Source organism: Bifidobacterium moukalabense DSM 27321 (assembly GCF_000522505.1).
Classification (GTDB): Bacteria; Actinomycetota; Actinomycetes; order Actinomycetales; family Bifidobacteriaceae; genus Bifidobacterium; species Bifidobacterium moukalabense.
The window spans coordinates 722082-747746 of record NZ_AZMV01000007.1; the positions used below are offsets into that span (position 1 = coordinate 722082).

22 protein-coding genes are annotated in these 25665 nt (G+C 60.9%); 17 read left to right on the forward strand and 5 right to left on the reverse strand.

Features of this window, described 5'->3' with window-relative positions:
• The first annotated feature begins 14 nt into the window (after nucleotides 1–14).
• From BMOU_RS09415 to guaB, 3 genes are all read left to right on the forward strand, one after another.
• Entirely contained in the window at nucleotides 15–677 is a 663-nt protein-coding gene (locus BMOU_RS09415) for an L-threonylcarbamoyladenylate synthase (protein ID WP_034876976.1), read from the forward strand.
• Complete coding sequence (locus tag BMOU_RS09420) at nucleotides 674–1813, forward strand: MraY family glycosyltransferase (RefSeq protein WP_034876978.1); 1140 nt, start codon at nucleotides 674–676, stop codon at nucleotides 1811–1813. The genes BMOU_RS09415 and BMOU_RS09420 overlap by 4 nt, the downstream gene beginning before the upstream one ends.
• 139 nt (nucleotides 1814–1952) lie before the next feature.
• A complete protein-coding gene (gene guaB, locus BMOU_RS09425; RefSeq protein WP_034876980.1) occupies nucleotides 1953–3497 on the forward strand; it encodes an IMP dehydrogenase in 1545 nt (514 codons plus the stop codon).
• Between the two features lie 172 nt (nucleotides 3498–3669).
• Here guaB and BMOU_RS09430 read toward each other — a convergent pair whose 3' ends face one another.
• Nucleotides 3670–4704 (reverse strand): LacI family DNA-binding transcriptional regulator, encoded by a 1035-nt coding sequence (locus BMOU_RS09430; protein WP_034876982.1) that lies wholly within the window; start codon nucleotides 4702–4704, stop codon nucleotides 3670–3672.
• A 353-nt stretch (nucleotides 4705–5057) separates the two neighbouring features.
• Here BMOU_RS09430 and BMOU_RS09435 point away from each other — a divergent pair, with 353 nt between their 5' ends.
• From BMOU_RS09435 to BMOU_RS09455, 5 genes are all read left to right on the forward strand, one after another.
• On the forward strand, nucleotides 5058–6812 hold the full coding sequence (locus BMOU_RS09435) for a glycoside hydrolase family 13 protein (protein ID WP_081738537.1): 1755 nt from the start codon (nucleotides 5058–5060) through the stop codon (nucleotides 6810–6812).
• A 99-nt stretch (nucleotides 6813–6911) separates the two neighbouring features.
• Nucleotides 6912–8174, forward strand: coding sequence for an MFS transporter (locus tag BMOU_RS09440; RefSeq protein ID WP_034876985.1), 1263 nt, complete (start codon nucleotides 6912–6914; stop codon nucleotides 8172–8174).
• A gap of 122 nt (nucleotides 8175–8296) precedes the next feature.
• Entirely contained in the window at nucleotides 8297–8950 is a 654-nt protein-coding gene (gene orn / locus BMOU_RS09445; protein ID WP_034876987.1) for an oligoribonuclease, read from the forward strand.
• A gap of 122 nt (nucleotides 8951–9072) precedes the next feature.
• Nucleotides 9073–9966, forward strand: coding sequence for a Cof-type HAD-IIB family hydrolase (locus BMOU_RS09450; protein ID WP_034876990.1), 894 nt, complete (start codon nucleotides 9073–9075; stop codon nucleotides 9964–9966).
• 94 nt (nucleotides 9967–10060) lie between these two features.
• Complete coding sequence (locus BMOU_RS09455; protein ID WP_034876991.1) at nucleotides 10061–11467, forward strand: PIF1 family DEAD/DEAH box helicase; 1407 nt, start codon at nucleotides 10061–10063, stop codon at nucleotides 11465–11467.
• 43 nt (nucleotides 11468–11510) lie between these two features.
• Here the strand turns inward: BMOU_RS09455 and BMOU_RS09460 are convergent, their stop codons facing one another.
• A complete protein-coding gene (locus BMOU_RS09460) occupies nucleotides 11511–11897 on the reverse strand; it encodes a hypothetical protein (protein WP_034876994.1) in 387 nt (128 codons plus the stop codon).
• A 152-nt stretch (nucleotides 11898–12049) separates the two neighbouring features.
• Between BMOU_RS09460 and BMOU_RS09465 the strand changes: the two genes are divergently transcribed.
• Both BMOU_RS09465 and BMOU_RS10745 read left to right on the forward strand, forming a co-directional pair.
• Complete coding sequence (locus BMOU_RS09465; RefSeq protein WP_034876996.1) at nucleotides 12050–13885, forward strand: proline--tRNA ligase; 1836 nt, start codon at nucleotides 12050–12052, stop codon at nucleotides 13883–13885.
• A 411-nt stretch (nucleotides 13886–14296) separates the two neighbouring features.
• Nucleotides 14297–14989, forward strand: coding sequence for a single-stranded DNA-binding protein (locus BMOU_RS10745; RefSeq protein WP_081738538.1), 693 nt, complete (start codon nucleotides 14297–14299; stop codon nucleotides 14987–14989).
• Between the two features lie 9 nt (nucleotides 14990–14998).
• On the opposite strand, the gene BMOU_RS09475 is transcribed toward BMOU_RS10745, so the two are convergent.
• Nucleotides 14999–17080 (reverse strand): M13 family metallopeptidase, encoded by a 2082-nt coding sequence (locus BMOU_RS09475; protein WP_034876999.1) that lies wholly within the window; start codon nucleotides 17078–17080, stop codon nucleotides 14999–15001.
• Between the two features lie 146 nt (nucleotides 17081–17226).
• Between BMOU_RS09475 and BMOU_RS09480 the strand changes: the two genes are divergently transcribed.
• From BMOU_RS09480 to BMOU_RS09490, 3 genes are all read left to right on the forward strand, one after another.
• Nucleotides 17227–18000: an HdeD family acid-resistance protein gene (locus BMOU_RS09480; protein ID WP_371851375.1), complete on the forward strand. Its 774-nt coding sequence runs from the start codon at nucleotides 17227–17229 to the stop codon at nucleotides 17998–18000.
• 38 nt (nucleotides 18001–18038) lie between these two features.
• A complete protein-coding gene (map, locus tag BMOU_RS09485) occupies nucleotides 18039–18815 on the forward strand; it encodes a type I methionyl aminopeptidase (protein ID WP_034877003.1) in 777 nt (258 codons plus the stop codon).
• Nucleotides 18816–18954: 139 nt separating this feature from the next.
• Nucleotides 18955–20247 (forward strand): citrate synthase, encoded by a 1293-nt coding sequence (locus BMOU_RS09490; RefSeq protein WP_034877005.1) that lies wholly within the window; start codon nucleotides 18955–18957, stop codon nucleotides 20245–20247.
• Between the two features lie 37 nt (nucleotides 20248–20284).
• Here BMOU_RS09490 and rlmH read toward each other — a convergent pair whose 3' ends face one another.
• Together rlmH and dapD are read right to left on the reverse strand one after the other, a co-directional pair.
• Complete coding sequence (gene rlmH, locus BMOU_RS09495; protein WP_034877007.1) at nucleotides 20285–20764, reverse strand: 23S rRNA (pseudouridine(1915)-N(3))-methyltransferase RlmH; 480 nt, start codon at nucleotides 20762–20764, stop codon at nucleotides 20285–20287.
• 46 nt (nucleotides 20765–20810) lie between these two features.
• On the reverse strand, nucleotides 20811–21800 hold the full coding sequence (gene dapD, locus BMOU_RS09500; RefSeq protein WP_034877010.1) for a 2,3,4,5-tetrahydropyridine-2,6-dicarboxylate N-succinyltransferase: 990 nt from the start codon (nucleotides 21798–21800) through the stop codon (nucleotides 20811–20813).
• A gap of 202 nt (nucleotides 21801–22002) precedes the next feature.
• Between dapD and BMOU_RS11710 the strand changes: the two genes are divergently transcribed.
• The 4 genes from BMOU_RS11710 to ftsX all read left to right on the forward strand — a co-directional run bounded on the left by BMOU_RS11710 (nucleotide 22003) and on the right by ftsX (nucleotide 25610).
• Nucleotides 22003–22134, forward strand: a complete 132-nt coding sequence (locus tag BMOU_RS11710) for a hypothetical protein (protein ID WP_268744947.1) — start codon at nucleotides 22003–22005, stop codon at nucleotides 22132–22134.
• A gap of 182 nt (nucleotides 22135–22316) precedes the next feature.
• Nucleotides 22317–23447 carry a peptide chain release factor 2 gene (prfB, locus tag BMOU_RS09505; RefSeq protein WP_034877012.1) on the forward strand — a complete coding sequence of 377 codons (1131 nt, stop codon included), beginning with the start codon at nucleotides 22317–22319 and terminating at the stop codon, nucleotides 23445–23447.
• A 16-nt stretch (nucleotides 23448–23463) separates the two neighbouring features.
• The gene (ftsE, locus tag BMOU_RS09510; RefSeq protein WP_034877014.1) at nucleotides 23464–24687 is read left to right on the forward strand and encodes a cell division ATP-binding protein FtsE; all 1224 of its coding nucleotides are present in this window, start codon (nucleotides 23464–23466) and stop codon (nucleotides 24685–24687) included.
• Nucleotides 24687–25610, forward strand: a complete 924-nt coding sequence (gene ftsX, locus BMOU_RS09515; protein WP_034877016.1) for a permease-like cell division protein FtsX — start codon at nucleotides 24687–24689, stop codon at nucleotides 25608–25610. Before ftsE ends, ftsX begins: the two co-directional genes overlap by 1 nt.
• Nucleotides 25611–25665 lie beyond the last annotated feature (55 nt).

The following is a 25665-nucleotide window of genomic DNA, read 5'->3' on the forward strand; positions in this document are numbered from 1 at the left end:
ATAAGGGAGGTGTCATGAGCGAGGTTCGCACAATTACGGACGAATCCCTGGCCCAGGCCGTCGAAATCGTACGGGATGGCGGATTGATCGTGATTCCTACGGATACGGTGTACGGCGTCGCCTGCGATCCACGCAACATCGAGGCCATCCGGAAGATCTACGCGGTCAAGCAACGGCCGAAATACAAGCCGCTGCAGGTGCTGTTGGCGTCGATCGACAATCTGGACGCACTGCGGCTCGACCTTCCGGTGCCGCTGAATCGACTGGCCGCCATGTTCATGCCGGGTGCCTTTTCGCCGATCGCCGAAGCACGGGACAACTGTTCGCTGGCAACGGTCCGCAAGGATCCGGCCACCGGCAGAATCACGCAGGGCATACGCATTCCGAATTCCACGGCCGCGTTACGTATCCTGCGCGCCATCGGCCCATTGGCCGCAACCAGTGCGAACCATTCCGGCGAGGAAAGCGCACAGACCGTTGACGAGGCGGTTGCGGCTTTGGGTGATGCCGTCGACCTGTATCTCGATGGGGGAGCGACCCCGGGACACGTGTCATCCACGGTGGTCGCGGCCGATCCCCACGGACGTGACGGCATTGCGATCCTTCGAGAGGGAGTGATTCGCGAAGCCGTGATCCGTAAGGCGCTGACCTTGAATGGCGGTGCATTGGGCGTATGAGAATCTACCTGTTTATCGCGGCAATCGCTGGCGGGGTCACTTATCTGATCACACCGTTGATTCGGCATATCGCCATCGAAATCGGTGCCGTCGGCGAGGTGCGTGCGCGTGACGTGCACACCATTCCTACGCCGCGACTGGGCGGTCTCGGCATGCTTACGGGCTTCGCGGTTTCCATGCTGTTCGCGTCGAAGATCCCGTTCATCGAAGTGCTGTTCGCGCAGTCGAAACAGGCATGGGTGATTCTTGCCGGCGCGATCATGATCAGTTTGCTCGGCATGGCCGACGACCTGTGGGATCTTGATTGGATGCTCAAACTTGCGGGGCAGCTGTTGATTTCCGTATTCGTGGCATGGGGCGGCCTGCAGATCATCTCGCTGCCATTGGGTTCGCTGGTGACGGCATCGCCGAGCCTTTCCATGGCCATCACCGCATTCCTCATCGTGGCCTCCATCAATGCCGTGAATTTCGTGGACGGCCTTGACGGCCTCGCTTCCGGCATCGTCGCCATCGGCGGTATCGCGTTCGCCGTCTACTCGTATATCATCGCCCGGAATTCGCCGTCATACGCGTCCATGGCGACGCTGATCGACATTGCCATGGTCGGCATGTGCGTCGGTTTCATCCTGCATAATTGGCATCCGGCGAAACTGTTCATGGGCGATTCGGGTTCCATGCTGCTCGGCTATCTGATCACCTGCGCGTCCATCGTCATGACCGGCCGACTTGATCCGGCCACCATCCATGCCAGCATCTATCTGCCGGTATTCATGCCGATCCTGCTACCGATCCTGGTATTGTTCCTGCCGATTCTCGACATGTGCCTGGCGATCGTACGGCGTTTGAGCAAGGGGCAGTCGCCGATGCATCCCGACCGCATGCACCTGCATCACCGCATGCTGCGCATCGGGCATTCCGTGCAGGGGGCCGTGCTGATTCTGTGGGGTTGGGCCGCATTGATCGCGTTCGGCTCGATCATGACGTTGTTCTTCAAGGCGCAGCATGTGCTGGTCGGCTTCCTGATCGCGACCGTGCTGCTGACGATCGCCACGATGTACCCCTATCTGAAGCACAGGATTCCGGAGCTGCGCGAGGAGAACGCCCGCGCGGACGCGCAGCATGCCAGGCACGACTGAGCCGCGTCCGTGAACCTTGCGAAAACGATGCACCCGTACGGATGGCTACGGGGGTTATGCGGCAAACGGGCCTTGCGGCTGATTCCGTGTTGATTCCGCCGTGTCGCGCTAAGTCAGCACACGTTCATATAGTGTGTCTATGGCTACAATTCCTGATATGAATGCAGATCCCACGTACGCTCCACTCCCACCGATTTTCGCTCAGCTCGGTCTCGCCTATGACGACGTGCTGCTGCTGCCGAACGAGACGGATGTCATTCCGTCCGAGGTGGACACCACCACCCATCTGACCCGTAACATCACGATGAAGGTTCCGGCCATCTCCGCCGCCATGGATACCGTCACCGAATCCGACATGGCCATCGCCATGGCCCGCAACGGTGGCATCGGCGTGCTGCACCGCAACCTTTCCATCGATGACCAGGCCGCCCAGGTCGATGTCGTCAAGCGCTCCGAATCCGGTATGATCAACGATCCGCTCACCGTGAGCCCGGATGTGACGCTGGCCGATCTCGACAAGCTGTGCGGCCGTTTCCATATTTCCGGCCTGCCGGTCGTTGATAAGAACAACAAGCTCGTCGGCATCATCACCAATCGTGACATGCGTTTCATCGCTTCCGAGGATTACGATCACCTCAAGGTCTCCGACGTGATGACCCGCGAACATCTGATCACCGGTCCGTCCAACATCTCCAAGGAAGATGCCCACGACCTGCTGGCTAAGCACAAGGTCGAGAAGCTGCCGCTGGTCGACAATGAAGGTCGTCTGACCGGTCTGATCACCGTGAAGGACTTCGTCAAGACCGAACAGTACCCGGACGCCACCAAGGACGAGCAGGGACGTCTGCGCGTGGCCGCCGGCATCGGCTTCCTGGGCGATGCCTACAACCGTGCCTCCGCTCTGATGGAGGCCGGCGTGGATGTGCTCGTGGTCGATACCGCCAACGGTGAGGCCAAGCTCGCCCTCGATATGATCAGCCGTCTCAAGTCCGACTCCGCCTTCAAGGGCGTTGATATCATCGGTGGCAATGTGGCGACCCGCCAGGGCGCCCAGGCCATGATCGAGGCCGGTGTTGACGCCGTCAAGGTCGGTGTGGGCCCGGGCTCCATCTGCACCACCCGCGTGGTCGCCGGCGTTGGCGTTCCGCAGCTCACCGCCGTGTACGAGGCCGCCCAGGCCTGCCGCGCCGCCGGTGTTCCGTGCATCGCCGACGGTGGCATCCACTATTCCGGCGACATTGCCAAGGCCCTTGTGGCCGGTGCGTCTTCCGTGATGCTCGGTGGCACCCTCGCAGGTTGCGAGGAGGCTCCGGGCGAAAAGGTGCTCCTGCACGGCAAGCAGTACAAGCTGTACCGTGGCATGGGCTCCCTTGGCGCCATGGCTCCGCGCGGCAAGAAGTCCTATTCCAAGGACCGCTACTTCCAGGCCGACGTCACCTCCAACGACAAGGTCGTTCCGGAAGGCGTCGAAGGCGAAGTGCCGTACCGTGGACCGCTGAACGCCGTGCTGTATCAGATGATCGGCGGCCTGCACCAGTCCATGTTCTACATCGGTGCCCATAACATCGCCGAAATGCCGGAGCGCGGCCGTTTCATCCGCATTACCGACGCAGGCCTGCGCGAGTCCCATCCGCACGACATCGTCATGACCGCCGAAGCGCCGAACTACTCCGGCCGTCAGTGATTCCGGGCTGATTCAGACTTGGCCCTGATCCGGCCGGCCTGATTCCGATCAGCGCGAATAGACCGCCAGGTGGCGTTGAATCCTCTGCGATTCAACGCCACCTTTTGATTTGTCGGTTAATCGGAGCCAATTGGTGGTGATACGCCCCGGCGATGCAGATCCCGCGTCCGGGCTAGCCGATGCGTTCCGTGGTGCCGCGCAGCACCAGCGAGGTGGGCATGATGGAGAACGGTTCCTCCAAGGTCTCGCCTGCCAGCAACGCAAGCGTCTTGCGCGCCGCAACGCGTCCGATTTCCGTTGGATTCTGATGCATGGTGGTCAGGTCCACGATCGAGGCGCTTGGGTCGTCGTCAAACCCGACCACGGACATGTCTTGCGGTACGCGCCATCCCATGCGGCGCAGTTCCTTGAGCAGGGGAGCGGCCGCGGCATCGACCGACACGCAGATTCCGGTCGGCTGTTTCGGGGCGCTAAGCAGTTGGGCGACGATACCGGAGTAGATGTCCTGCTCGTTGCGTACGTCCATGTTGCGTAACGAAGGAATCACGATGATATCGTCATTGCCGTATCCGCATGCTTCGGCGGCCTGCAGGAAGCCGTTCTCCCGCACCGCGTCGGAACAGATGAACGGCGAGGCGTTGATCGGCTGCCCAACGTAGGCGAGCGTTGTGTGGCCAAGTGATTTGAGGAATCTCACGATGACGCCCATGGCCGCGATGTCGTCGATGGCGGCGCCTGCGTCGAGTCCGTGTGCGCTGGGGGTGTTCATGCCGACCACGGGGATGGTCAGCTCGCCAAGCACCTGCTTCTTCGCCTCGTCGAAATCGAAGGAGGCCACGATGATTGCGTCGACATTGCGATTGCCGGGCAGGTTCTGGAAGAAGCGATCCAGCTCCTTCTGGCTCCAGAGAATGTACGGGATGACGTCGTAGCCCTCCGCCGAGAGCACCTCATACGCACCTTCGAATGCATGGGAGTTGAACCAGCTGCTGATTTCGCTCGGCAGCAGCACGGCCACGCGCATGGTTTTGCCTGATGCCAGCGAGGATGCGCTTTTGGAGAAGGAGAAGTGCAGGCGGTTCGCTTCGGCCTCGACGCGTTGCCGGGTTTCCGGATTGACCCTGTCCAATCCGCGTAGCGCCCTGGATACGGTGGATACCGATACTCCCGCGGCTTTGGCCACATCTGCGATGGTGGTGCGGGTCATCTGCCCCTCCTTGCAAGTGCACGACGGTTCGCCAACGGTGTCGGAAGCCGTTCCGTCCGTTTGCATCATACAGTGTACTTTATCATGGGATACTCAATTTGTAAAAGCGTTTGCATTGTCAAAAAAACACTGCGAAATCAAGGGATTGAATGGTGAGTGAATGCAACACGCCGACCCGAAGTTGCTAAATTTTTGTGCAAACGCTATTATAAAAAAACATCAAACAGCACGACTACGATGACGAAGCTGCGCGAGACAACTTAACAGTTCTCGAAAGTCAACTGCACTCAAGAAATTGATGATGCATAGATATGGCCGAACAGTGCGCAAGCGCTTGCATAAAGGAGGCAAACATGACCGAAGTCAATGATCCGACGTTGTGGTGGAAGCAGGCTGTGGTCTATCAGGTCTACCCGCGTTCCTTCAAGGATTCCCGAGGCGAGGGACTCGGCCAGATCTCCGGCGTGACCGAGAAGATCGACTATCTGAAGGAACTTGGCGTCGACGCCATCTGGCTGAGCCCGTTCTATCCGTCCCAACTGGCCGACGGTGGCTACGATGTGGATGATTATCGCAACGTCGACCCGAAGCTCGGCACCATGGCGGATTTTGACGAACTCGCCAAGGCCGCACACGAACGCGACATCAAGGTCGTGGTCGACATCGTGCCGAACCACAGTTCCAATCTGCATGAATGGTTCAAGGCCGCGCTGGCCGCGGAACCGGGTTCTCCGGAACGCGACCGCTACATCTTCCGCGATGGCAAGGGGCCGAATGGCGACCAGCCACCGACCAACTGGGAGAACCATTTCGGCGGCCCCGCATGGACCCGCGTGCCCGACGGCCAGTGGTATCTGCATATGTTCACCAAGGAGCAGCCGGACTGGAACTGGAACAATCGTGAAGTACGCGACGACTTCCTCAAGACCCTGCGATTCTGGCTCGATCACGGCGCGGACGGTTTCCGCGTGGATGTGGCGCATGGCTTGGCGAAGGATCTCGACCGCGACGATCTCGACGATTACGTGGTCTGGTGCACCAACGACCAGCCGGAGGACGGCTCACACCCGGTGATCGACCGTGATGAGGTGCATGACATCTACCACGAGTGGCGCAAGGTGTTCAATGAATACAATCCGCCGGCGTTCGCCGTGGCCGAGGCATGGGTGCGCCCGAGCCGTCAGCATCTGTATGCCTCGCCTGACGATCTTGGTCAGATCTTCAACTTCGAATTCGCCAAGAAGGATTGGATCCGCGACGATATGCACCTGGCCATCGAGGAGGGCCTCGAAGGCGCGGAACGTTCCGGCTCCACCGCCACGTGGGTGATGAGCAACCACGATGTGGTCCGCCATGCCACCCGCTACGCCCTGCCTCAGGTGCCGACCGGCGAATATCACCGTCTGGCGCTCGACTGGCTGCTTCGCGATGGAACCACGTTCGAGGAGAACCGTGAGCTCGGCACCAAGCGCGCCCGCGCCGCGGTCATGATGGAGATGGCATTGCCCGGTTCCGCCTATGTGTATCAGGGCGAGGAGCTCGGTCTGTTCGAAGTGGCCGACATTCCGTGGGATGACCTGGAGGATCCGTCCGCTTGGCGCACCTCCCGTTCCGCCAGTACCAAGGGCCGTGACGGTTGCCGTGTGCCTCTGCCGTGGGTCGCCTCGGACGCTCCGAAGCTGGAGGATCCGGATGATGAATTCGGACATGGCGGCTCCTTCGGATTCTCCCCGGCCGCAGCCACTTCCGATCCGCATCTTCCGCAGCCCAAATGGTACAAGGATTTCGCAGTCGACGTGGAATCCGCCGATCCGGATTCCATGCTGAACCTGTATCGCCGCGTATTGGCGCTGCGTCACGAACTGCAGACCACCGATCTGAGCGTCGAATGGCTGCCGGAAGACCGGCCGGGCAAGGCGCATGACGGCGCCAACGGATTCCCCGGCGGCACCATCGCCTACAAACGCGCCAACGGATGGGCGTCCATCACCAACTTCGGCGAGGAGCCGGTCGCACTGCCGCAGGGTGAGGTACTGCTGACCTCCGGACCGCTCACCGACGATGGCAGGCTGCCGCAGGATACCAGCGCCTGGATTCAGCTGGCTTAAGCAATCGCAATCATCATCGGTTCAATCCGTTGCCGCGGGCGAGCGATCCGCGGCAACGGATGCGACAACAGACGCAATATTGATTCAAAAGGGAATATCATGTCAGAAACCATTGCAGTCGTCTCCGAACAACAATCGCAGAACAATGCCAAATGGCGCTTCACCGGCGGCTTCCTCGCCTTCGCCGTGCTGTCCGGCGCGGCCTTCTATATGACGATGTCGGTGCTGGTCCCGCAGCGTCTGCGCGACATCGGCGTCGCCAACTCCACCGCGGTGCTCGGCACCATCAACGCGGTCGGGTCGATCGCCTCCATCTTCATCGCACTGTTCATCGGCGCGCTGTCCGACCGCACCGCCACCCGTTGGGGCAGGCGCACGCCATGGATCTTCTGTGGTGCGTTCATCTACGGTATCTGCTTCTGGGCGTTGAGCCGGCCGGTGAGCGCCGTGATCATCGGCGTCACCTACGTGCTGGCGCTGGTTGGGCTGAACATGGTGCAGGCTCCGATCTACGCGCGCATCTCCGATCAGGTTGAGCCCACCTCGCGCGCCACCGTGTCCGCTGCGATCGGCGCGGGCGGTGTGATCGGACAGGGCATCGGCACGCTGGTCGGCTCCTCGCTCATCGAGAACATGGAACTCGGCTTCATCTGCGCCGGCCTGTGTGCGCTGGCCGCCGGCGTACTGTCCGTGGTGATCGCGCCGCGTGAGCCCTCCAGCGAGAACATGCCGAAGAATACCGACGAGCCGCTGTGGAAGGTCGTGGCGGCATCGCTCACCCCGCCGCTGAAGGATTGCGCCGACTTCTACCGTGCGTTCGTCTGCCGCACCTGCCTGATCGTCGCCTACCAGATGGTATTCAGCTACCAGCTGTACATTCTGCAGGATTACATCGGTCAGGACAAGCTGTCGGCCGCGGCCTCCATCCAGGTCATCTCCGTAATCACCATGATCGTGTCCATCATCGCGTCCCTGGTGGCGGGTCCGATCGCCGACGCCCTGAACCGCCGCAAGGCGCCAATCATCGTGGCATGCACGTTCTTCGCCGTCGGCCTGGCCATGCCGTGGATCTTCCCGACGCAGCTGGGCATGTTCCTCTTCGGCGGCATCGCCAGCTTCGGTTACGGCATGTATCTGTCGGTCGACCAGGCGCTGAACGTCGACGTGCTGCCGAACAAGGAGACCGCCGGCAAGGACCTTGGTTTCATGAACATCGCCACTTGCGCGGGCCAGGCCATCGGCGTGGCCATCACCTCCACGCTGGTGAGCGTGCTCGGCTCCTACACGGTGGTGTTCCCGGTGGCCATCGCCATGACCGCCATCGCCGCCGTCAGCGTGCTGGGCATCAAGCGGGTGCGCTGAACCAACGAACCGGGCGCACCATATGCCGCGGGGCGGGGAATAATCTCCCTACCTCGCGGTATCTTCGTATGTTCGGTTCCACGCAGCGGGCGCGGCCGCAAAACATATGAAACGAGGCAACGATGGTAGATGCGCATGACGGCGAGACATACACCGCTGAAGGTTCGCGCCTGATTTGGATCGACTGTGAGATGACCGGCTTGGATATCTTCGGCGGCGACGAGCTCGTCGAGGTGTCCGTGGTGCCGACCGACTTCGACCTGAACGTGCTTGATGAGGGCGTTGATTTTGTGATCAAGCCCAGCCGGAAGGCCGTCGACCATATGAACGATTTCGTGCGTGGCATGCATACCCGCTCCGGCCTGATCGACGAGTGGGAGCATGGCCTGTCCCTTGATGAGGCGCAGGCCAGGGTCGTCGAATATGTCGGGCGATTCACGCCGGACGGCGTCAAACCGCTGCTGGCCGGCAACACCATCGGTTCCGACAAGAAGTTCCTCGACCATTACATGCCGGAGCTCATGGAGCACCTGCACTACCGCACCATCGACGTAAGCACGTTCAAGGAGCTTGCCCGCCGCTGGTACCCGGCCGTCTACCTCAACCGCCCGCCGAAGAACGGCGGCCACCGTGCGCTTGCCGACATCATTGAGTCCCTGGACGAGCTACGGTACTACCGCAAGGCGTTCATGGCGCCGGTGCCGGGGCCGGATGCGGCCGAGGCCAAGGCCATCGCCGACGAGATCGAGGCCACCAGCCTGATTGGCAAGGACTGACCGGTTCGCACGTATTCCGCACGTATGGGGTGTGGCGGTGATGCCTTCCGCCTCCCGTGACGTTTCGTGCAATCCGTTTCGCGCAATCGAACGATCGAAGATAATGCAGGAAAGGACCCGTAATGAGCGCAGCCGACTGGACCAGCATCGACCAGCCGCAGGATATCCGACTTGTGGTCGCCGATATGGACGGCACTCTGTTGGACGAGCATAGCCGGATTCCCGAAGGCTTCTGGGGCATGCTCGCCGGACTGCGCGCACGCGGCGTCGAATTCGTGCCGGCTTCCGGCCGCCAGTATGCCACATTGCGCAACATGTTCGCCGCGAAGGCATCCGAAACGCTGGGCGGGGGAGAGCTGTCCTACATCGCGGAGAACGGCAATGTCGTGGCGGTGGACGGCGAAATCGTCGAAGTGCATGGCGTCGATCTGGATATCACCCGTCGCATCATCGACATGGTGAACGCTTCCGTGACCGCTGGCGAATATGATATGGGGCTGGTGGTCTGCAGTCTCGACACCGCATACGTGCAGCGTACCGACAAGCCGTTCCTTGATGAGGTCGGCAAGTATTACGCGGCCCTGAAGATCGTCGATGACCTGCATGGGGTATTGGATATCGCCGTCGAGCCGGACGATTACGTTCCGGGCGAAGAGATCATCCTGAAGCTTGCGATTCTCGACTTCGGCAGTTCCGAGCGGATGACGGACGACAAGCTGGCGCATGTGAGGGATGATTATCAGGTGGTCGTCTCCGGCAGGCATTGGGTGGATATCATGAATCCGGCCACCGACAAGAAGCAGGGTGTCGAGGCACTGCAGCGCGCGTTGGGCGTCACCCCCGCGCAGACGGCGGTGTTCGGCGATTATCTCAACGATCTGCTGATGCTTGAGGCGGGTGACTGGTCATTCGCCATGTCCAACGGACATCCGGATCTACGTGCGGCTGCACGCTATCTTGCGCCGTCGAACGCCGAATGCGGCGTGCTCAGGGTTGTTGATAGGCTGATTGCCTGACGGGCGACCGTGTGCGGCAGTACGGTTTGTTCGGCGATATGCCGGTGCGGTTCGATTGCCGATGGTTGCGTGACGGCGGGAAAGGCGGTGCGAGATGCGGCAGGAAGAGGCCCTTGCGATTCTAGGCTCCGGTGCGAACGTCTTTCTGACAGGTGCGCCCGGTGCCGGCAAGACCTACGTGCTGAACGAATTCGTGCGTCAGGCACGTGCGGACGGCGCTTCCGTATCGGTTACCGCATCGACCGGTATCGCGGCCACGCATATCAATGGCGTCACCATTCACTCATGGAGCGGCATAGGCCTTGCCAACGCGTTGTCCGACAAACTCATCACGACCATTCGTACGCGGCGCAGGCGCAAACTGCAGGCGGCCGACATCCTCATCATCGACGAGGTCTCCATGCTGCATGCATGGCTATTCGACATGGTCGATCAGGTGTGCCGCATCATCCGCAAGGATCCACGGCCGTTCGGAGGGCTGCAGGTGGTGCTCTCCGGTGACTTCTTTCAGCTGCCGCCGGTGGCCGTCTCCGGCCGTAATCATGATCTGATCATACCCAGTCCGGAATTCGTGGCATCCCGCGAACGTTATGTGCATGCCGGGCTCAATCCTGAGGGATTCGTCACCGAATCGCTGGTATGGCAGGAGCTGAGTCCGGTCATCTGCTACCTGACCGAGCAGCATCGCCAGGATGACGGCAGGTTGCTTGGCGTGCTCACCGACATCCGAGAGGGCCGCGTGGACGACGAGGACCGCGATATCTTGCTGACTCGGCTGGGACATATGCCGGAACCGAACCAGCAGGCCGTGAACCTGTTTCCGGTCAACAAACAGGCCGATTCGCTCAATGACATACGTCTGTTCGAAATCAAGGAGGAACCGCACGAATATTTCGCCGAATCCTCCGGCCCGGCGAATCTGGTGGAACGGCTCAAGAGGAATATGCTTGCGCCGGAGCATCTGTTGCTCAAGACCGGAGCGGCCGTGATGGCGGTACGCAACGACACCGACCATCAGTTCGTGAACGGTTCCCTTGGCACGGTGCGTGGATTCGCCGCCGACGCCAAGGGTGGCTGGCCGATCGTCGAGTTCGAGAACGGCAATATCGTGACCATGAAGCCGAATTGCTGGGAAATGCAGGACGGTGATACCGTGCTTGCCTGTGTGAACCAGGTGCCGTTGCGATGCGCATGGGCCATTACGATTCACAAGTCGCAGGGGATGACGCTTGACCGTGCGGTCATGGATCTGCGGCGTACCTTCGCTCCCGGTATGGGATATGTGGCGCTGTCGCGCGTGGAGAATCTCGAAGGACTGTATTTGACCGGTGTGAACGAACGCATGTTCCTGGTTTCGCCGGATGCGGTGCGGCTTGACGGCGAGCTCAGACTTGGCTCGGCGAACGCCAGCGATGCACTTGCGCGGCATGGTGCCTCCGCTTTCAAGCCATTGCCGCCGAACGAAGCCGATGACGAATTCGCGCAGGATGCCCTGTTCTGATTCGCGCGGTCGCCCCTGGTCGGCGTCTTGGTCAAGCCCCTGGTCAGCCCATCGCCTGCAGCGAGCGGGCAAGGTCAGGATCGAGTTCGACTTCCGTTTCGGCGTCCTCCGGATCCGGATCCCAGCAGCTGGCGATCACGCAGATCAGACCGACCAGCAGCCAGATCGGATTGCGTTGCAGGAATCCAAGTCTCGGAATCGCGCGTGTGACGATGATCCACGCCACCATACCGGCCAGCGCAAGAACATTGAACGGCTTCCTCCACGGCAGCGAGATCAGCACCACACACAGCAAGGCCATGCTCAGACCCACCCACGTATTGCCTTCCGTCAGCACTTCCGGCGCGCCCGCGGCGAACATGAAGTAGCAGATGATGCCGATCCAGCCGAGTTTGTTCCAAATCGAAATATGTGCGGTGATGTGACTCATGACATGCCGTCCTCTCTCAACGAGTGCAATGCGGAATCGTCGTCCTTCCGGGCTTATACGTATGGCGCAAGACTTATTTATAACATTATAGATAAGATGATTTCCGTGTGTTTGGAGTGGTTACGTCGCCTTGCCTGAGTAACTTGGGGCGTATGACCAAAGCACTTCGTATGTCTACCATGTTCCTGCGTACCCTGCGCGAGGACCCCGCCGATGCCGACGTCGTATCGGATAAGCTTCTGCAGCGAGCCTGCTACCTGCGCAAGGCCGCCCCGGGCATCTGGACCTGGCTGCCGCTGGGCCTGAACGTTCTGAACAAGATCGAGAACATCATCCGCGAGGAGATGGCCTCCATCGATGCCCAGGAAGTCCATTTCTCCGGCCTGCTGCCGCGCGAGCCCTATGAGGCCACCCACCGCTGGGAGGAGTACGGCGACAACATCTTCCGTCTGAAGGACCGCCACGAAGCCGACTACCTGCTGGCCCCGACCCACGAGGAAATGTTCACCCTGCTGGTCAAGGACCTGTATTCCTCCTACAAGGACCTGCCGGTGACCCTCTACCAGATCCAGACCAAGTACCGCGACGAGTTCCGCCCGCGTGCGGGCCTGATTCGCGGCCGCGAATTCATCATGAAGGACGCCTATTCCTTCACCCTTGACAAAGAGGGCCTGGTCAAGGCCTACATGGATGAGCGTGGCGCCTACGAACGCATCTTCGACCGTCTTGACTTGAAGTACGTGCCGGTGCACGCCATGGCCGGCCCGATGGGGGGCTTTGAATCCGAGGAATTCCTGGCTCCGATGGAGATTGGCGAAGACACCTTCGCACAGTCCCCGTCCGGCAAGGCCTGGAACGTTGAGGCACTGACCACTCCGGAACCGGAGGCCATCGACTTCTCCGACACCCCGGCGGCCGAGAAGCGTCCGACCCCGGATGCCGCCACCATCGACAAGATGGTCGAATTCGCCAACGCCAACCACCCGCGTTCCGACGGACGCGCATGGCAGGCTTCCGATATTTTGAAGAACGTGGTGATTGCCGTCATGCATCCGCAGGACGAGAACCACGACGAACCGTGGCGCGAGCTTGTGGTCGTGGGCGTTCCGGGCGACCGTGTGGTCGACATGAAGCGTCTTGAGGCCCAGTTCACCCCTGCTGAGATCGAAGAGGCCACCGAAGATGATCTGAAGGGGCATCCGGAGCTGGTCAAGGGCTATATCGGACCGATGGTGCTTGGTCCGCAGGTACGTGGCGGCAAGAAGGCCGAGACCGCCGAGGATACCGGCGACGCACTGCGTTATCTCGTGGATGCGCACATCGCCCGTGGCTCCGCATGGTTCACCGGAGCCGACGAGCATGAGGTCGATTATTACGATCTGGTCTACGGTCGTGATTTCGAGGCCGACGGCACCGTCGAGGCCGTTCAGGTGCGCCATGGCGATATGAGCCCGGATGGTTCCGGCCCGTTAAGCTTCGAGCGTGGAGTGGAGATCGGCCAGGTGTTCCAGTTGGGTCTGAAGTACTCCAACGCCCTTGGGCTGAAGGTGCTGGACCAGAACGGCAAGACCGTTCCGGTGTGGATGGGCTCCTACGGTATCGGCGTATCCCGTGTGATGGCCTGCATCGCCGAAACCCATCATGACGAGAAGGGCCTGGCATGGCCGGCCGTCATCGCCCCGGCCCAGGTGCACGTGGTCGCCACCGGCAAGGATGCGGCCGCATTCGAAGCCGCCGAGCAGCTGATCGCCGAACTCGAGGCCAAGGGCGTCGAAGTCATCTTCGACGACCGCAAGAAGGTGTCCCCGGGCGTGAAGTTCAAGGATGCCGAGCTGATCGGTGTGCCGCTGATCGCCGTCGCGGGCCGTGACACCGTGAACAACGGCACCATCGAGGTGCGCGACCGCAATGGTGAGAACACCGAAGCGGTGCCGGCCGCCGATGCGGCCCAAGTGATCGTCGATCGCATCGCCGCTCTGCTCAAGTAGCGGATTCCGGTCCGTCGCCTTTGAATGGGCGCGGTGAGGCTGAAAATCCCGGACATTACAGAAATCGGGATCTTCGGCCTCACCGCGCCCATTTGGCATGATGGGCCTTCGTTGCATGGGGTGCATGAAGCCGGCTTCATGCACCGTCGATGGTGCATGGATGTGGATAAGGGTCATTTATCCACCTGCCATCCACGACTCGCCCGGAGACTCTTGAGTTATCCACATTCCCCGCTGACCATTGCGGCGCCCCATTTTCATCGGCGATAGTGGAACCACCGCGGGAACGCAAGGAGGCGGGGGGAAGGCGTACAGAGCTCCTCTCTCATAACCCCTACCTGACTGTACGATTCCTTCCGCACCGATTCGGCGCTTTCCGCGGTCCATATACGTTGATAGAAAGGGCCGATCATGGCGCAGCAGCAAGGCTTACTCACCATCACCGGATACGTCGGTGCGAATCCGGTGCCGTTCAACAGGGAGGGCATGCCGCATGCCAGCTCGTTCCGTTTGGCCAGCACCCGACACTACTTCGACAATCGCACGCAGCAATGGCGTGACCTGCCGACCACGTGGATTACGGTGAAGGCATACCGGACGCTGTCGGAAAACATCTGCCAGTCGTTCAAAAAAGGCGAACCGGTCATAGTGACCGGGGTGCTCGCCACGGAAACGTGGAATGGCGAGAACGGGGAACCGCGGTCCCGTACGGTGCTCGAGGCCAGTAATGCGGGGCATGATCTCAACTATGGGGCCACCGCATTGCGACGATTCGCCAAACCCAACGCCGCCAATGCCGAAGCGACGGCGCGAAATTCGGTGGCCCCATCCAATGCCGGAGCGCCAATCGGCGCGGACCCATATGCGAACCCACAGAGTACGGCCGGTGCCATGGCGCCGCCGGTAGAGCTGTTGCCCCATGATGAACCTGAGCCGCAATCGGTGCAGGCTGGTGCTTCGAGTACACAGTGTGCTTCAAGTGCACAATGTGATTCGAGTGCGCAGGGCGGTTCGGGATGGACGGATGACGTCGTGCGGCCAGACGAATATGCGAAGGCCGCTGAGTCCGTCAACGAGGAGGAGTTCAGCGGCCAGGAGTTTTAGCGATTTCGCCTACCAGATGCGCACGCGCTGCTCGGGGGCAAGCCACATGCCGCTCTCCGCGGTCACATCGAACGCCTTGTAGAACAGATCCACATTGCGTACGATGCCGTTCGTGCGACATTCGGCGGGGGAGTGCGGGTCGATCTGCAGATACTGTTCGGCCAGCTCGTCGCGATTCTTGGTGCGCCAGATGGAGGCGTAGCTCAGGAAGAAACGCTGCAAACCGGTGAAGCCGTCGATTTCGGGAGCTTCGGCCAGAGACGCCTCGATGGCCTCTTCGGAACCGTCCTTTTCGCGGCCCGCAGTGTCATCGAGGGCGAATGCATAGGCCTTCAGTGCGATGTTCACGCCGCTCAGATCGCCGATGTTCTCGCCGATGGTCAACGCTCCGTTGACATGCGGGGCCTTGGCGGGATCGTCGGAGTACTTCTCGGCAAGCTGCGTCGGCACGAATTCGTTGTACTGGTCGATGAGCTTGCGCGTCAGTGCCTCGAAGTTGGCCTTGTCCTCTTCGGTCCACCAGTCGTTGAGCCTGCCATCACCGTCATATTGAGAGCCCTGATCGTCAAAGCCGTGGCCGATCTCATGGCCGATCACCGCACCGATACCGCCGTAATTCGCCGCGTCCTCGGCGTCCGGGTTGAAGAACGGCGGCTGCAGAATGGCGGCCGGGAATACGATCACATTCATGGTCGGTTCGTAGTAGGCGTTCACCGTCTGCGGATTCATCAGCCATTCGTCCTTGTCGACCGCCTTGCCGACCTTGGCCAGCTGGTAGCCGGTCTCATACAGGTTGGCCGCGCGCATGTTTTCGGCGAACCCGGCCCCCTCGCGAACGTCCAGTGCGGTGTAGTCGCGCCAATGGTTGGTGTAGCCGATCTTCGGCACGAACTTGGAAAGCTTCTCCAGCGCCTTGGCCTTGGTCTCCTTGCCCAGCCAGGCGGAGCCGGAAATGGATACGCGGTACGCGTCGATGAGGTTGGCGACCAACTGTTCCATACGCCGTTTGGAGGATTCGGGGAAGTGACGCCGCACGTATTCGCGGCTGATGTCCTCTCCGCAGATGCTGTTGACGAGCGAAACGCCGCGCTTCCAGCGGTCGCGCTGCTGCTTTTGGCCGGAAAGCACCTTGCCGTAGAAGTCGAAGTTGGTTTCATCGAACTCATGCGGCAGTTCCAGCGTGGAGCCGAGGATCGCATGGACTCGGGCCCACAGCTTGAGGTCATCCAGATCGGTGGCGGACCAGAAGGCGTTGAGGCCCGTGACGAAGCTCGGTTCATGCACGATCACGCGGGAGAAGCATCCCTTGAAGTCAATCGGTTGCATGGCGGCCGCGGTGGTCTTGTCGTAGGCCTCCTGCCAGGCTTCGATCCATGCGTCCAGATCATAGTCGGCAAGCATGGCGCTCAACTCGGCATGGTCGGTGGGATTATAGGTCTTCTGCGAATCGCGGGTGGCGACATTGTCCCAATGATGCGAAGCGATCCTCGTCTCGACTTCAAGGAAGCGCCTGGCTCGGTCCTCGGCCTCATCGTCGGCCTCGACGAGTTTGGCGTTGGTGAGCTGCCTGGCCACCATCTCGACATAGGCTTCGCGGATCGGCGCGTAATGCTCCTCGCGATAATAGGCCTCATCCGGTAGGCCAAGGCCGGCCTGTTCGATATGGATGATGTTGGTTTCCGGAGCGCCGGGATCGCCGTAGACGGCGATCCCGAACAGATCCGGGCCGCCGATCGGGTTCATGGCACCCAGCGCACGCACCAATCCGGCCTTGTCCGTGGCCGCGTCGATGGAGGCGAGCTGGTCGGCGATGGCGGTGAGACCGGAGGCATTGATGGCGTTCACGTCGAGGAAGCTTTTGAACAGCGTGCGCGACTTGGTGGCCGGGCAGTCATCATCCTCGAGGATGTCGTGAATCTGGTTTTCGGCATCTTCGGCAAGCTTGTCGAAGGAGCCGTAGCGGGAGCGGTCGTCAGGCAGGCGGTACATGTCGATCCACGGACCGTTGACATAGCGGAACAGGTCTTGCGCCGGAGTGGTCACTACGGAGAACGATGCCGGATCGATACCGGAGGTCAAAGTGGTACTCATGGCTTCACACTATCCATGTTCGGTGACAAAGCGGTGTATCTACGCCGGATTTTCCGGTTCGAGCCAAGCGTGGACATCAGCTGATAGCAAATAGACAGTTTGTCGAATAGTGTCGATGGTTATAATTAGACAAACTGTCTAAGATAATGACAGGTTTGAAGGAAGGAACTATTGTGACCGATCCGAACATGAGCGATCCGCAAGGGCGGCCGGAGTATGGCGCCTATGGCCAGAACCAGCATGACCGGAATCAAGGCGATGCGCAGACACCGCATTATTTCGGCGATCCATACGGCAACCCCTACGCGGGAGGCCCCAATCAGGGGCAGGGCGGCTGGCAGCCGATGAGCCCCTTCAGGCTGGTCGAGGAGTGGCTGCCGCAACAGGCGAAGAACGCCATCAGAGGCGTCTACGGTGTGCTTGGCGTCGTCGCCATCATCCTCGGCCTGGCTTTGCTGATCTGGCCAGGTGCCACTTTGGAGGTTGCGGCCATCGCGTTGGGTGTCTATTTCGTGGTCTCCGGCGTGATTCGTATCGTCACCGCAATCGTGGAGCTCGGTCTGCCGGGCGGATGGCGTGTGCTTGACATCCTTGTCGGCGTACTGTTGGCCGTCGGCGGCGTGATCGTGCTGAAAAACGCTGCGCTGTCGGGCGCCACGCTCGCCGTGCTCGTCACCATGGTGGTCGGCCTCGGCTGGATGATGGAAGGCGTGATGGCGCTCGTCGAATCCTGGCGCATGCCGAGCTCCGGCTGGGCCGTGGTCTACGCGCTGGTGTCGATCGTGGCCGGCTTCGTCGTGCTGTTCTCCCCGGTGAGCTCCACCGCATGGCTCATTCTCTTCGGCTCCTGCGCCCTGATCGTGCTTGGCGTCGTCGCCATCGTCCGTGCCTTCACCTTCGGCAAGCCCCGTCGCAAGTGACGCCGCCGCTGTAGGGCGTGCGAAGTAGGGTTGGAAGCATGATTGAACTGAAAACTCCACAAGAGATCGAAGCGATGAAGCCTGCCGGCCGTTTCGTCGGCGGCATCCTGCGCGATCTGAAGGAATTCACCAAGGTCGGTACCAACCTGCTTGAAATCGACGAGTTCGTGCATAAGCGCATCGTCGACCGCAAGGGCGCCACGTCCTGCTACGTGGACTACGCCCCGGACTTCGGCACCGGTCCGTTCGCCCACTACATCTGCACTTCCGTGAACGACGCGGTGCTGCACGGCGTGCCGTACGACTATAACCTGAAGGATGGCGACCTCATCAGCCTCGACCTCGCCATCAACGTGGACGGATGGGTGGGTGACTCCGCCATCAGCTTCGTGGTCGGCAAGGACCAGGATCCGGAGGATCTGCGCCTGATCAAGTGCACCGAAGAGGCGCTCGAGGCCGGCATCGCCGCTGCGCAGCCGGGCAACCGTCTGGGCGACATCTCCAGCACCGTCGGCGATGTGGCCCGTGAGTACGGTTACCCGATTAACCTGGATTTCGGTGGTCATGGCGTGGGGCACATCATGCATGGCGATCCGCACGTGCCGAACGACGGCCGTGCACATCACGGCTATAAGCTACGTCCGGGTCTGGTCATCGCCATCGAACCGTGGTTCCTCAAGACCACCGACGAAATCTATCAGGATCCGAAAGACGGTTGGACCCTGAAAAGCGAGGACGGCTCCCGTGGCGCGCACAGCGAGCACACCATCGCCATCACCGAAGATGGTCCGGTGATTCTCACGGTTCGTGACTAGTGATTCACATACCACCTCCCTCTTCGCCAGAGGGAGGTTTTGTGTATGTGTCGGTTGTTTTTTTGAGACGTGGGCTTTGCCGCGAAACATGCATGCCATATAGTGAACACTAATTTGAACGGTTAAGGAGTGTGCAAGCATGGCCACAGCCCATCTGAGTGTGGAATCAAAGGACTTCACCCTGCCGGTGGTCGAAGCCACGGCGGGTGCGGACGGCATCGTGGTGTCCACGCTGCGCAACGACGGCTGGGTCACGCTTGACCCGGGCTTCCTGACCACTGCGCAGTGCGAGTCGAAAATCACCTACATCAATGGCAAGAATTCGATTCTGAGATACCGCGGCTATCCCATCGAGCAGCTGTGCGAACGATCCGATTTTCTTGAGGTCGCCTGGCTGCTGCGCCACGGCGAACTGCCGAGCCAGGAGCAGTACGACCGCTTCATCTCCGACATCAACCACCGCACGATGGTGGGGGAGGACTTCCGTACGTTCATGGGCTCCTTCCCGCGCACCGCGCATCCGATGAGCGTGATGGCGTCCGCCGTCAACGCGCTCGCCACCTTCTATCCGGACACCACCGACATCACCGATTCCGATCAGCTCGAGGAGGCGGCGACCATCATCATGGCGAAGGCCCGCACCATCGTGAGCTACATCTTCCGCCGTCGCCGCGACGAGCCAATGCTGTATCCGGACTATTCGCGCGGCTACGTCGACGACTTCCTGCGCATGTGCTTCGCCGTGCCGTACGAGCCGTTCGAATCCGATCCGCTGTATGTGCACGCCCTCGGCCGTCTGCTCATCATCCATGCCGATCATGAGCAGAACTGCTCCACCTCGGTGGTGCGCATCGCCGGTTCCGCACACGCCAATCTGTACTCCGCCGTAGCGGCGGGCATCAATGCGCTGTCCGGTCCGTTGCACGGCGGCGCGAACGAGGCCGTGCTCCGTCAGCTCAAGGCCATCCGCGATTCCGGCAAATCCGTCAGGGAATTCGTGGAGGATGCCAAGGCGAACGGCCAGCGCATCTCCGGTCTCGGCCATCGCGTGTACAAGTCATACGATCCGCGCGCGGCCATCGCCAAGACGTATCTGCAGAAGATCATGGAACGTGCCGATACGCTCAAGCTGCCGGCCGACGAGCGTGCGCTGTTCGATGTGGCCACCGAGCTGGAGAAGATCGCCCTGAATGACGAATACTTCATCTCCCGCCATCTGTACCCGAACGTCGACTTCTACACCGGCCTGATCTACCGTGCGATCGGCTTCGATCCGGCCATGTTCACCACATTGTTCGCATTGGGCCGCATTCCCGGTTGGATCGCACAGTACCGTGAGCTGCTTGCCGATCCGAACACGAAGATCGGCCGTCCTCGCCAGGTCTATACCGGTTATACCGAGCGCGACTACATTCCGATGGACGAACGCTGAGCGATTCTGATGCGGTTCCCGGGGCATCGCACCAGAATCACTTGTGATAGGGCTCACCTGCGTTGATCTTATGGGCGCGGTAGATCTGCTCCAGCAGGATGACGCGCATCAGCTGGTGCGGGAAGGTCATTCTGGAGAAGCTCAGCAGGTAGTCGGCTCGTTTGAGGATCGCCGGATCAAGGCCGAGCGAACCTCCGATGATGAGTTGGATATGGCTGGTGCCGCGCAGACCCAGATCGTTGATTTTAGCGGCAAGTTCCTCGCTGGTGAGCTGCTTGCCTTCAATCGCCAAGGCGATGACGAACGCATCGTCACGAATGTGCCTGGCGATGCGTTCGCCTTCCTTCGCCTTGATCTGGCGTTCGAGCCCCTCACTCGCATGCTCCGGTGTCTTCTCGTCAGCCACTTCCACGATGTCGAGCTTGCAGTATCTGCCCAGACGCTTCGAGTACTCCGCGATCGCATCGCGCAGGTACCGCTCTTTGACCCTGCCGACGGTAATAAGCGTTATTTTCAAAGAAGACCCTTAGCCGTGAACGCGCGGTGACGCCGCGTGATGCGATTCAGTTCTTGTGGAGCTTTTCATTGAGTTCGATGCCGGTCTTGCGATAACGGGCCTCGATACGTCCGGATACCGAGTTGCGGATGAACAGGATGTTATCCCTGCCGGACAGGTCCGCGCCCTTGACGGTTTCGAGCGGCTCGCCCGCGACGGCCTTGGCCTTGTCGTAGATGGTGACCTTCGTGCCGGCGGTTACATACAGACCCGCCTCGACCACGCAGTTGTCGCCCAATGAGATGCCGATGCCGGCATTCGCGCCGAGCAGGGAGTGCTCGCCGATGGAGTTCTTCAGTTTGCCGCCGCCCGACAGGGTGCCCATGATGGAGGCACCGCCGCCGATGTCGGAACCGTCTCCGACCACGACGCCTTGGGAGACACGGCCTTCGACCATGGAGACGCCAAGGGTTCCGGCGTTGAAGTTCACAAAGCCGGCATGCATCACCGTGGTGCCTTCGGCCAGATGGGCGCCCAGACGTACGCGATCGGCGTCACCGATGCGCACGCCGGTCGGTACGACATAATCGACCATGCGTGGGAACTTGTCGATGGACAGCACATTCACATCAACCTTCGGCAGGCCTGGGGCGGACTGATTGGCGGCACCCATCACGTCGAGCCTGCGCAGGGCGAAATCCTCGACCGCGAACGGGCCGTAGTTGGTCCACACCACATTGCTGAGCGCGCCGAAGATACCATCGAGATTCAGGCTGTTCGGCTTTGCCAGGCGCATGCTCAGCAAATGCAGACGCAAGTAGGCATCGGCAGCGTCTTCGATCGGTGCGTCGAGCTTGGAGACGGTGAACACCGGAATGCGGCGCACGCCACGGGCATCGGTGCCCTCATGGGCCAGATTGCCGAAGTTGTGGTTCGGGCGGGAGACCTCTTCAGGGGCTTCACCGAGCTTGAGTTCCGGATACCATACGTCCAAGGTGTTGCCGGCGGCGTCCACGCTGGCCAGGCCCCAACCCCACGCAGTGCGCTGATCGGTCATTTGATTCTCCTTCGCAACGGATATTGCTTGTTCCGTTAGCAACATTAGCGGTAGGGGATGGCGTTGAACGACGAGATTTCATGTGGCGGGCGTCGTCGGACGTGGGCCCTTATCCGGCCAGCGACGCGAGGCAGCCCCCATCAGGGGCGAGGATGACATCGAAACGGAGTAAAGTACGATGCGTTGCGTATACTGTGGCAGCGTGAGTGACTATCAGCACAATCGTGAGCAGCGTGAGCGCCGCCGCCGCACCGTGGTGCGGACGGTGGTCATCGTCATTGCGGCCGCGATGTTGCTGAGTGTGATTATTCCTGCTATCTACGCAGGTCTTTGACGCCGTTAGGCCCGCATAGTCCGAAGCGGGTCTGCATTCCCCCGGGCGAGGACAGGTTCGCGGTTCCGCCGAGAGGGAAGTGCGTGCGGGCCCGTGAAAAACACCAAGGGATTGTGCGAGAGCTGTGAGCGGCTCCCCGACAGATCGAGATAATCAACGTAAAGAAATGTATGGTGTAAACGATGGCAGAATTTGATTATTCCCAGGCTATTGGCGACGCGCGCGCCAAGTATGAGTCCATTTCCAAGGCGCTTGACGTCGACCGTCTCACCGCCCAGGCCAAGGAGCTTGAGGTGCAGGCGGCCGAGCCGGGCCTGTGGGACGACCCGGAGAATGCCCAGAAGATTACCAGCAAGCTCTCCGCGGTGCAGTCGCAGCTCAAGCGTCTCGCCTCCGCGAGCCAGCGCATCGACGATGTGGAGACCCTCGTCGAACTCGGCCGTGAGGAGGGGGATGCCGACACCCTCGAAGAAGCGAAGAACGAAGTCGAAAGCATTCAGCGCGACTTGGACGATATGGAGATCCAGACCCTGCTTGACGGCGAATACGACGAACGCTCCGCCGTGGTGACGATCCGATCCGGCGCAGGCGGCGTCGATGCGGCCGACTTCGCGCAGATGCTGCTGCGCATGTACCTGCGTTGGGCCGAACGCAATGGCTACAAGGCCAAGGTCATGGACACCTCCTATGCGGAAGAGGCCGGCATCAAGTCCGCCACTTTCCAGGTGGATGCCCCGTACGCCTACGGCCGTATGAGCGTGGAGGGCGGTACCCACCGTCTCGTGCGCATTTCCCCGTTCGACAATCAGGGTCGGCGCCAGACCAGCTTCGCCGCCGTGGAAGTGGTGCCGTTGGTCGAGGCCACCGATCACATCGACGTGCCGGATTCCGAAATCCGCGTCGATACCTATTGCTCCTCCGGTCCGGGCGGCCAGGGCGTGAACACCACGTATTCCGCGGTGCGCATCACCCACATTCCGACCGGCATCGTCGTGACCATGCAGGACGAACGTTCGCAGATCCAGAACCGTGCCGCCGCCATGGCCGTGCTGCAGTCCCGACTGCTGGTGCTGCGCCACGAAGAGGAAGCCAAGAAGAAGAAGGAACTCGCCGGCGACATCAAGGCTAGCTGGGGCGATCAGATGCGCTCCTATGTGCTGCATCCGTACCAGATGGTCAAGGATCTTCGTACCGGCTACGAAACCTCCCAGACCCAGGCCGTGTTCGACGGCGATATCGACGCATTCATCGAGGCCGGCATCCGCTGGCGTCATGAGCAGCGCCGTGCCGCAGCCGAAGAGGCAGAAGCGTAACCAAAGGGGAATCACGATGGCGCTGATCTCGCTCGATCACGTAAGCAAAGTCTATCCGAAGGGCACACGCCCGGCATTGGACGATATCAACCTCTCCATCAATCGAGGCGATTTCGTCTTTCTGGTGGGCGCGTCCGGCTCCGGCAAAACCACGCTGCTGAGCCTGCTGCTTCGTGAGGAGGAGGCCACGGATGGCGAGATCCGCGTCGCCGGCAACGATCTGAGACGTCTGGCCCCGCGCCAGGTCCCGTTCTACCGCCGTACCATCGGCTTCATCTTCCAGGACTACAAACTGCTCAACAACAAGACGGTGTGGGAGAACGTCGCCTTCGCGCTGGAGGTGATCGGCACAAGCCGGTCCACCATCAAGTCGCTGGTGCCGAAGGTACTGGAGACGGTCGGTCTGACGGGCAAGGAAAACAGTTATCCACATGAGCTTTCCGGCGGCGAGGCCCAGCGTGTGGCCATCGCGCGCGCCTATGTGAACCATCCGCAGATCCTGCTCGCCGACGAGCCTACGGGCAACCTCGATCCGACCACGTCGCTGGGCATCATGGAGGTGCTGGACGCCATCAACCGCACCGGCACCACCATCGTGATGGCCACGCACAACGAGGAGATCGTCAATTCCATGCGCAAACGCGTGGTCGAGCTGCATACCGGCAGGATCGTACGCGATGAACAGCAGGGATCATATGATTCCGCATTGTATTTTCCGGATGCCGAGGTCGAATCCAAATCGCATCAGGCACTGGGCGCGTCCGATAACGATCAACGGTACCGCGCGCCCAACGCCATCGAATCCGGGCAGCATATGGATGTGGAGGGCGAAACCCGCGTCGAAACCGCGGCCAATGCCGTCGATGCCATCACGCAGACGTTGAGTTCCGGTGCCGGGGATGAAGGCATCGCCCGACTGGCCAGCTCCGTGCATTCCGGACGTACCGGGCGCTATGGCGACGCCTTTGCCTCCCCGGAAGACACCATGACCTGGGGCAAGGGCCTGAAGCTCGACGAGATCGACGAGCATGAAGGGGAGGCGGGGGCCGTGAACGAACCTCCCGCGCCGCCGAAGGCGCCGGAATCCGAATCATCCGTAAAGGACGGGACGGCTGCGGCATCCGAAGCGACGGGTGCGGACGAATCCCTGAACCCTCCGGTTCCTCCGGCGCCTCCCGCTTCGGCCGGTGATGCCGAACAAAAGCAAGAGGCGGAAGAAGCACAAAAGGAGAACGACTGATGCGCCTGCGCTTCATTCTTTCCGAAACCTGGACCAGCCTGACCCGCAACGTATCGATGATCATCTCCGTGATGCTGGTCACCTTCATCTCCTTCCTGTTCATCGGCGCCTCGGCCCTCATGCAGGTGCAGGTCAACGAAGCGAAGAGTGAATGGTACGACAAGGTGGAGGTGGTGGTATGGCTGTGCCCGGATGGGACCAGTCAGGCCGCATCCTGTGCCTCCGGCACGGCTCCGACCGATCAGGAGATCGTCGATCTTGAGAACCTGATCCATCAGGAGGCCGGCAAGGTCGTTTCCAAGATCACCTATGTGAGCCGGGAGGACTTCTATAAGAACACCTTCCTCAAGCAGTACCCCACGGGCACCTATCAGGGCCGTACATTGACCGCTGCCGACATGCAGGCCTCGCTACGACTGAAGCTGAGCGATCCGACCAAGTACCAGGTCGTCTCCGAGATCCTCAACGGGCGAACCGGTGTGGAGGAGGTGCAGGACCAGCGCAAGATCTTCGATCCTGTATTCTCCGTGCTCAACCGCGCCACCGCGGTGACCATGGTGCTTGCGGCCGTGATGATAGTGGTGGCCATCATGCTGACCGGCACCACGATACGTATGAGCGCCGCCTCGCGTAAGAACGAGACCGAAATCATGCGACTGGTCGGTGCCTCCAATTGGACGATTCGATTGCCGTTCGTGCTGGAGGGCGTGTTCGCGTCGCTCCTTGGCTCGTTGCTTGCGGCCGGAGCGTTGAGCGGCATTGTGAAGGTGTTCATTACCGATTGGCTGTCGCAGACCGTGCAGTGGATGCCGTTGATTACGCAGAAAACGGTGTGGCTAGTCGCTCCGGCCTTGATTCTCGGTGCGGTTGCGTTGTCGGTCATCGCTTCCAGCATCTCATTGAGAAGGTACCTCAAGGCGTAGCGGATCCCAAGGTTTTCCGGCACCGCCACAGGAGGCTCCATCGCTTGGATTTCCA

What these genes read in the sequence shown, in the direction of transcription:
- BMOU_RS09415 (WP_034876976.1), top strand. Translation starts at nt 15, where the DNA reads ATGAGCGAGGTTCGCACAATTACGGACGAATCCCTGGCCCAGGCCGTC.
- BMOU_RS09420 (WP_034876978.1), top strand. Translation starts at nt 674, where the DNA reads ATGAGAATCTACCTGTTTATCGCGGCAATCGCTGGCGGGGTCACTTAT.
- guaB (WP_034876980.1), top strand. Translation starts at nt 1,953, where the DNA reads ATGGCTACAATTCCTGATATGAATGCAGATCCCACGTACGCTCCACTC.
- BMOU_RS09430 (WP_034876982.1), bottom strand. Translation starts at nt 4,704, where the DNA reads ATGACCCGCACCACCATCGCAGATGTGGCCAAAGCCGCGGGAGTATCG.
- BMOU_RS09435 (WP_081738537.1), top strand. Translation starts at nt 5,058, where the DNA reads ATGACCGAAGTCAATGATCCGACGTTGTGGTGGAAGCAGGCTGTGGTC.
- BMOU_RS09440 (WP_034876985.1), top strand. Translation starts at nt 6,912, where the DNA reads ATGTCAGAAACCATTGCAGTCGTCTCCGAACAACAATCGCAGAACAAT.
- orn (WP_034876987.1), top strand. Translation starts at nt 8,297, where the DNA reads ATGGTAGATGCGCATGACGGCGAGACATACACCGCTGAAGGTTCGCGC.
- BMOU_RS09450 (WP_034876990.1), top strand. Translation starts at nt 9,073, where the DNA reads ATGAGCGCAGCCGACTGGACCAGCATCGACCAGCCGCAGGATATCCGA.
- BMOU_RS09455 (WP_034876991.1), top strand. Translation starts at nt 10,061, where the DNA reads ATGCGGCAGGAAGAGGCCCTTGCGATTCTAGGCTCCGGTGCGAACGTC.
- BMOU_RS09460 (WP_034876994.1), bottom strand. Translation starts at nt 11,897, where the DNA reads ATGAGTCACATCACCGCACATATTTCGATTTGGAACAAACTCGGCTGG.
- BMOU_RS09465 (WP_034876996.1), top strand. Translation starts at nt 12,050, where the DNA reads ATGACCAAAGCACTTCGTATGTCTACCATGTTCCTGCGTACCCTGCGC.
- BMOU_RS10745 (WP_081738538.1), top strand. Translation starts at nt 14,297, where the DNA reads ATGGCGCAGCAGCAAGGCTTACTCACCATCACCGGATACGTCGGTGCG.
- BMOU_RS09475 (WP_034876999.1), bottom strand. Translation starts at nt 17,080, where the DNA reads ATGAGTACCACTTTGACCTCCGGTATCGATCCGGCATCGTTCTCCGTA.
- BMOU_RS09480 (WP_371851375.1), top strand. Translation starts at nt 17,227, where the DNA reads ATGACAGGTTTGAAGGAAGGAACTATTGTGACCGATCCGAACATGAGC.
- map (WP_034877003.1), top strand. Translation starts at nt 18,039, where the DNA reads ATGATTGAACTGAAAACTCCACAAGAGATCGAAGCGATGAAGCCTGCC.
- BMOU_RS09490 (WP_034877005.1), top strand. Translation starts at nt 18,955, where the DNA reads ATGGCCACAGCCCATCTGAGTGTGGAATCAAAGGACTTCACCCTGCCG.
- dapD (WP_034877010.1), bottom strand. Translation starts at nt 21,800, where the DNA reads ATGACCGATCAGCGCACTGCGTGGGGTTGGGGCCTGGCCAGCGTGGAC.
- prfB (WP_034877012.1), top strand. Translation starts at nt 22,317, where the DNA reads ATGGCAGAATTTGATTATTCCCAGGCTATTGGCGACGCGCGCGCCAAG.
- ftsE (WP_034877014.1), top strand. Translation starts at nt 23,464, where the DNA reads ATGGCGCTGATCTCGCTCGATCACGTAAGCAAAGTCTATCCGAAGGGC.
- ftsX (WP_034877016.1), top strand. Translation starts at nt 24,687, where the DNA reads ATGCGCCTGCGCTTCATTCTTTCCGAAACCTGGACCAGCCTGACCCGC.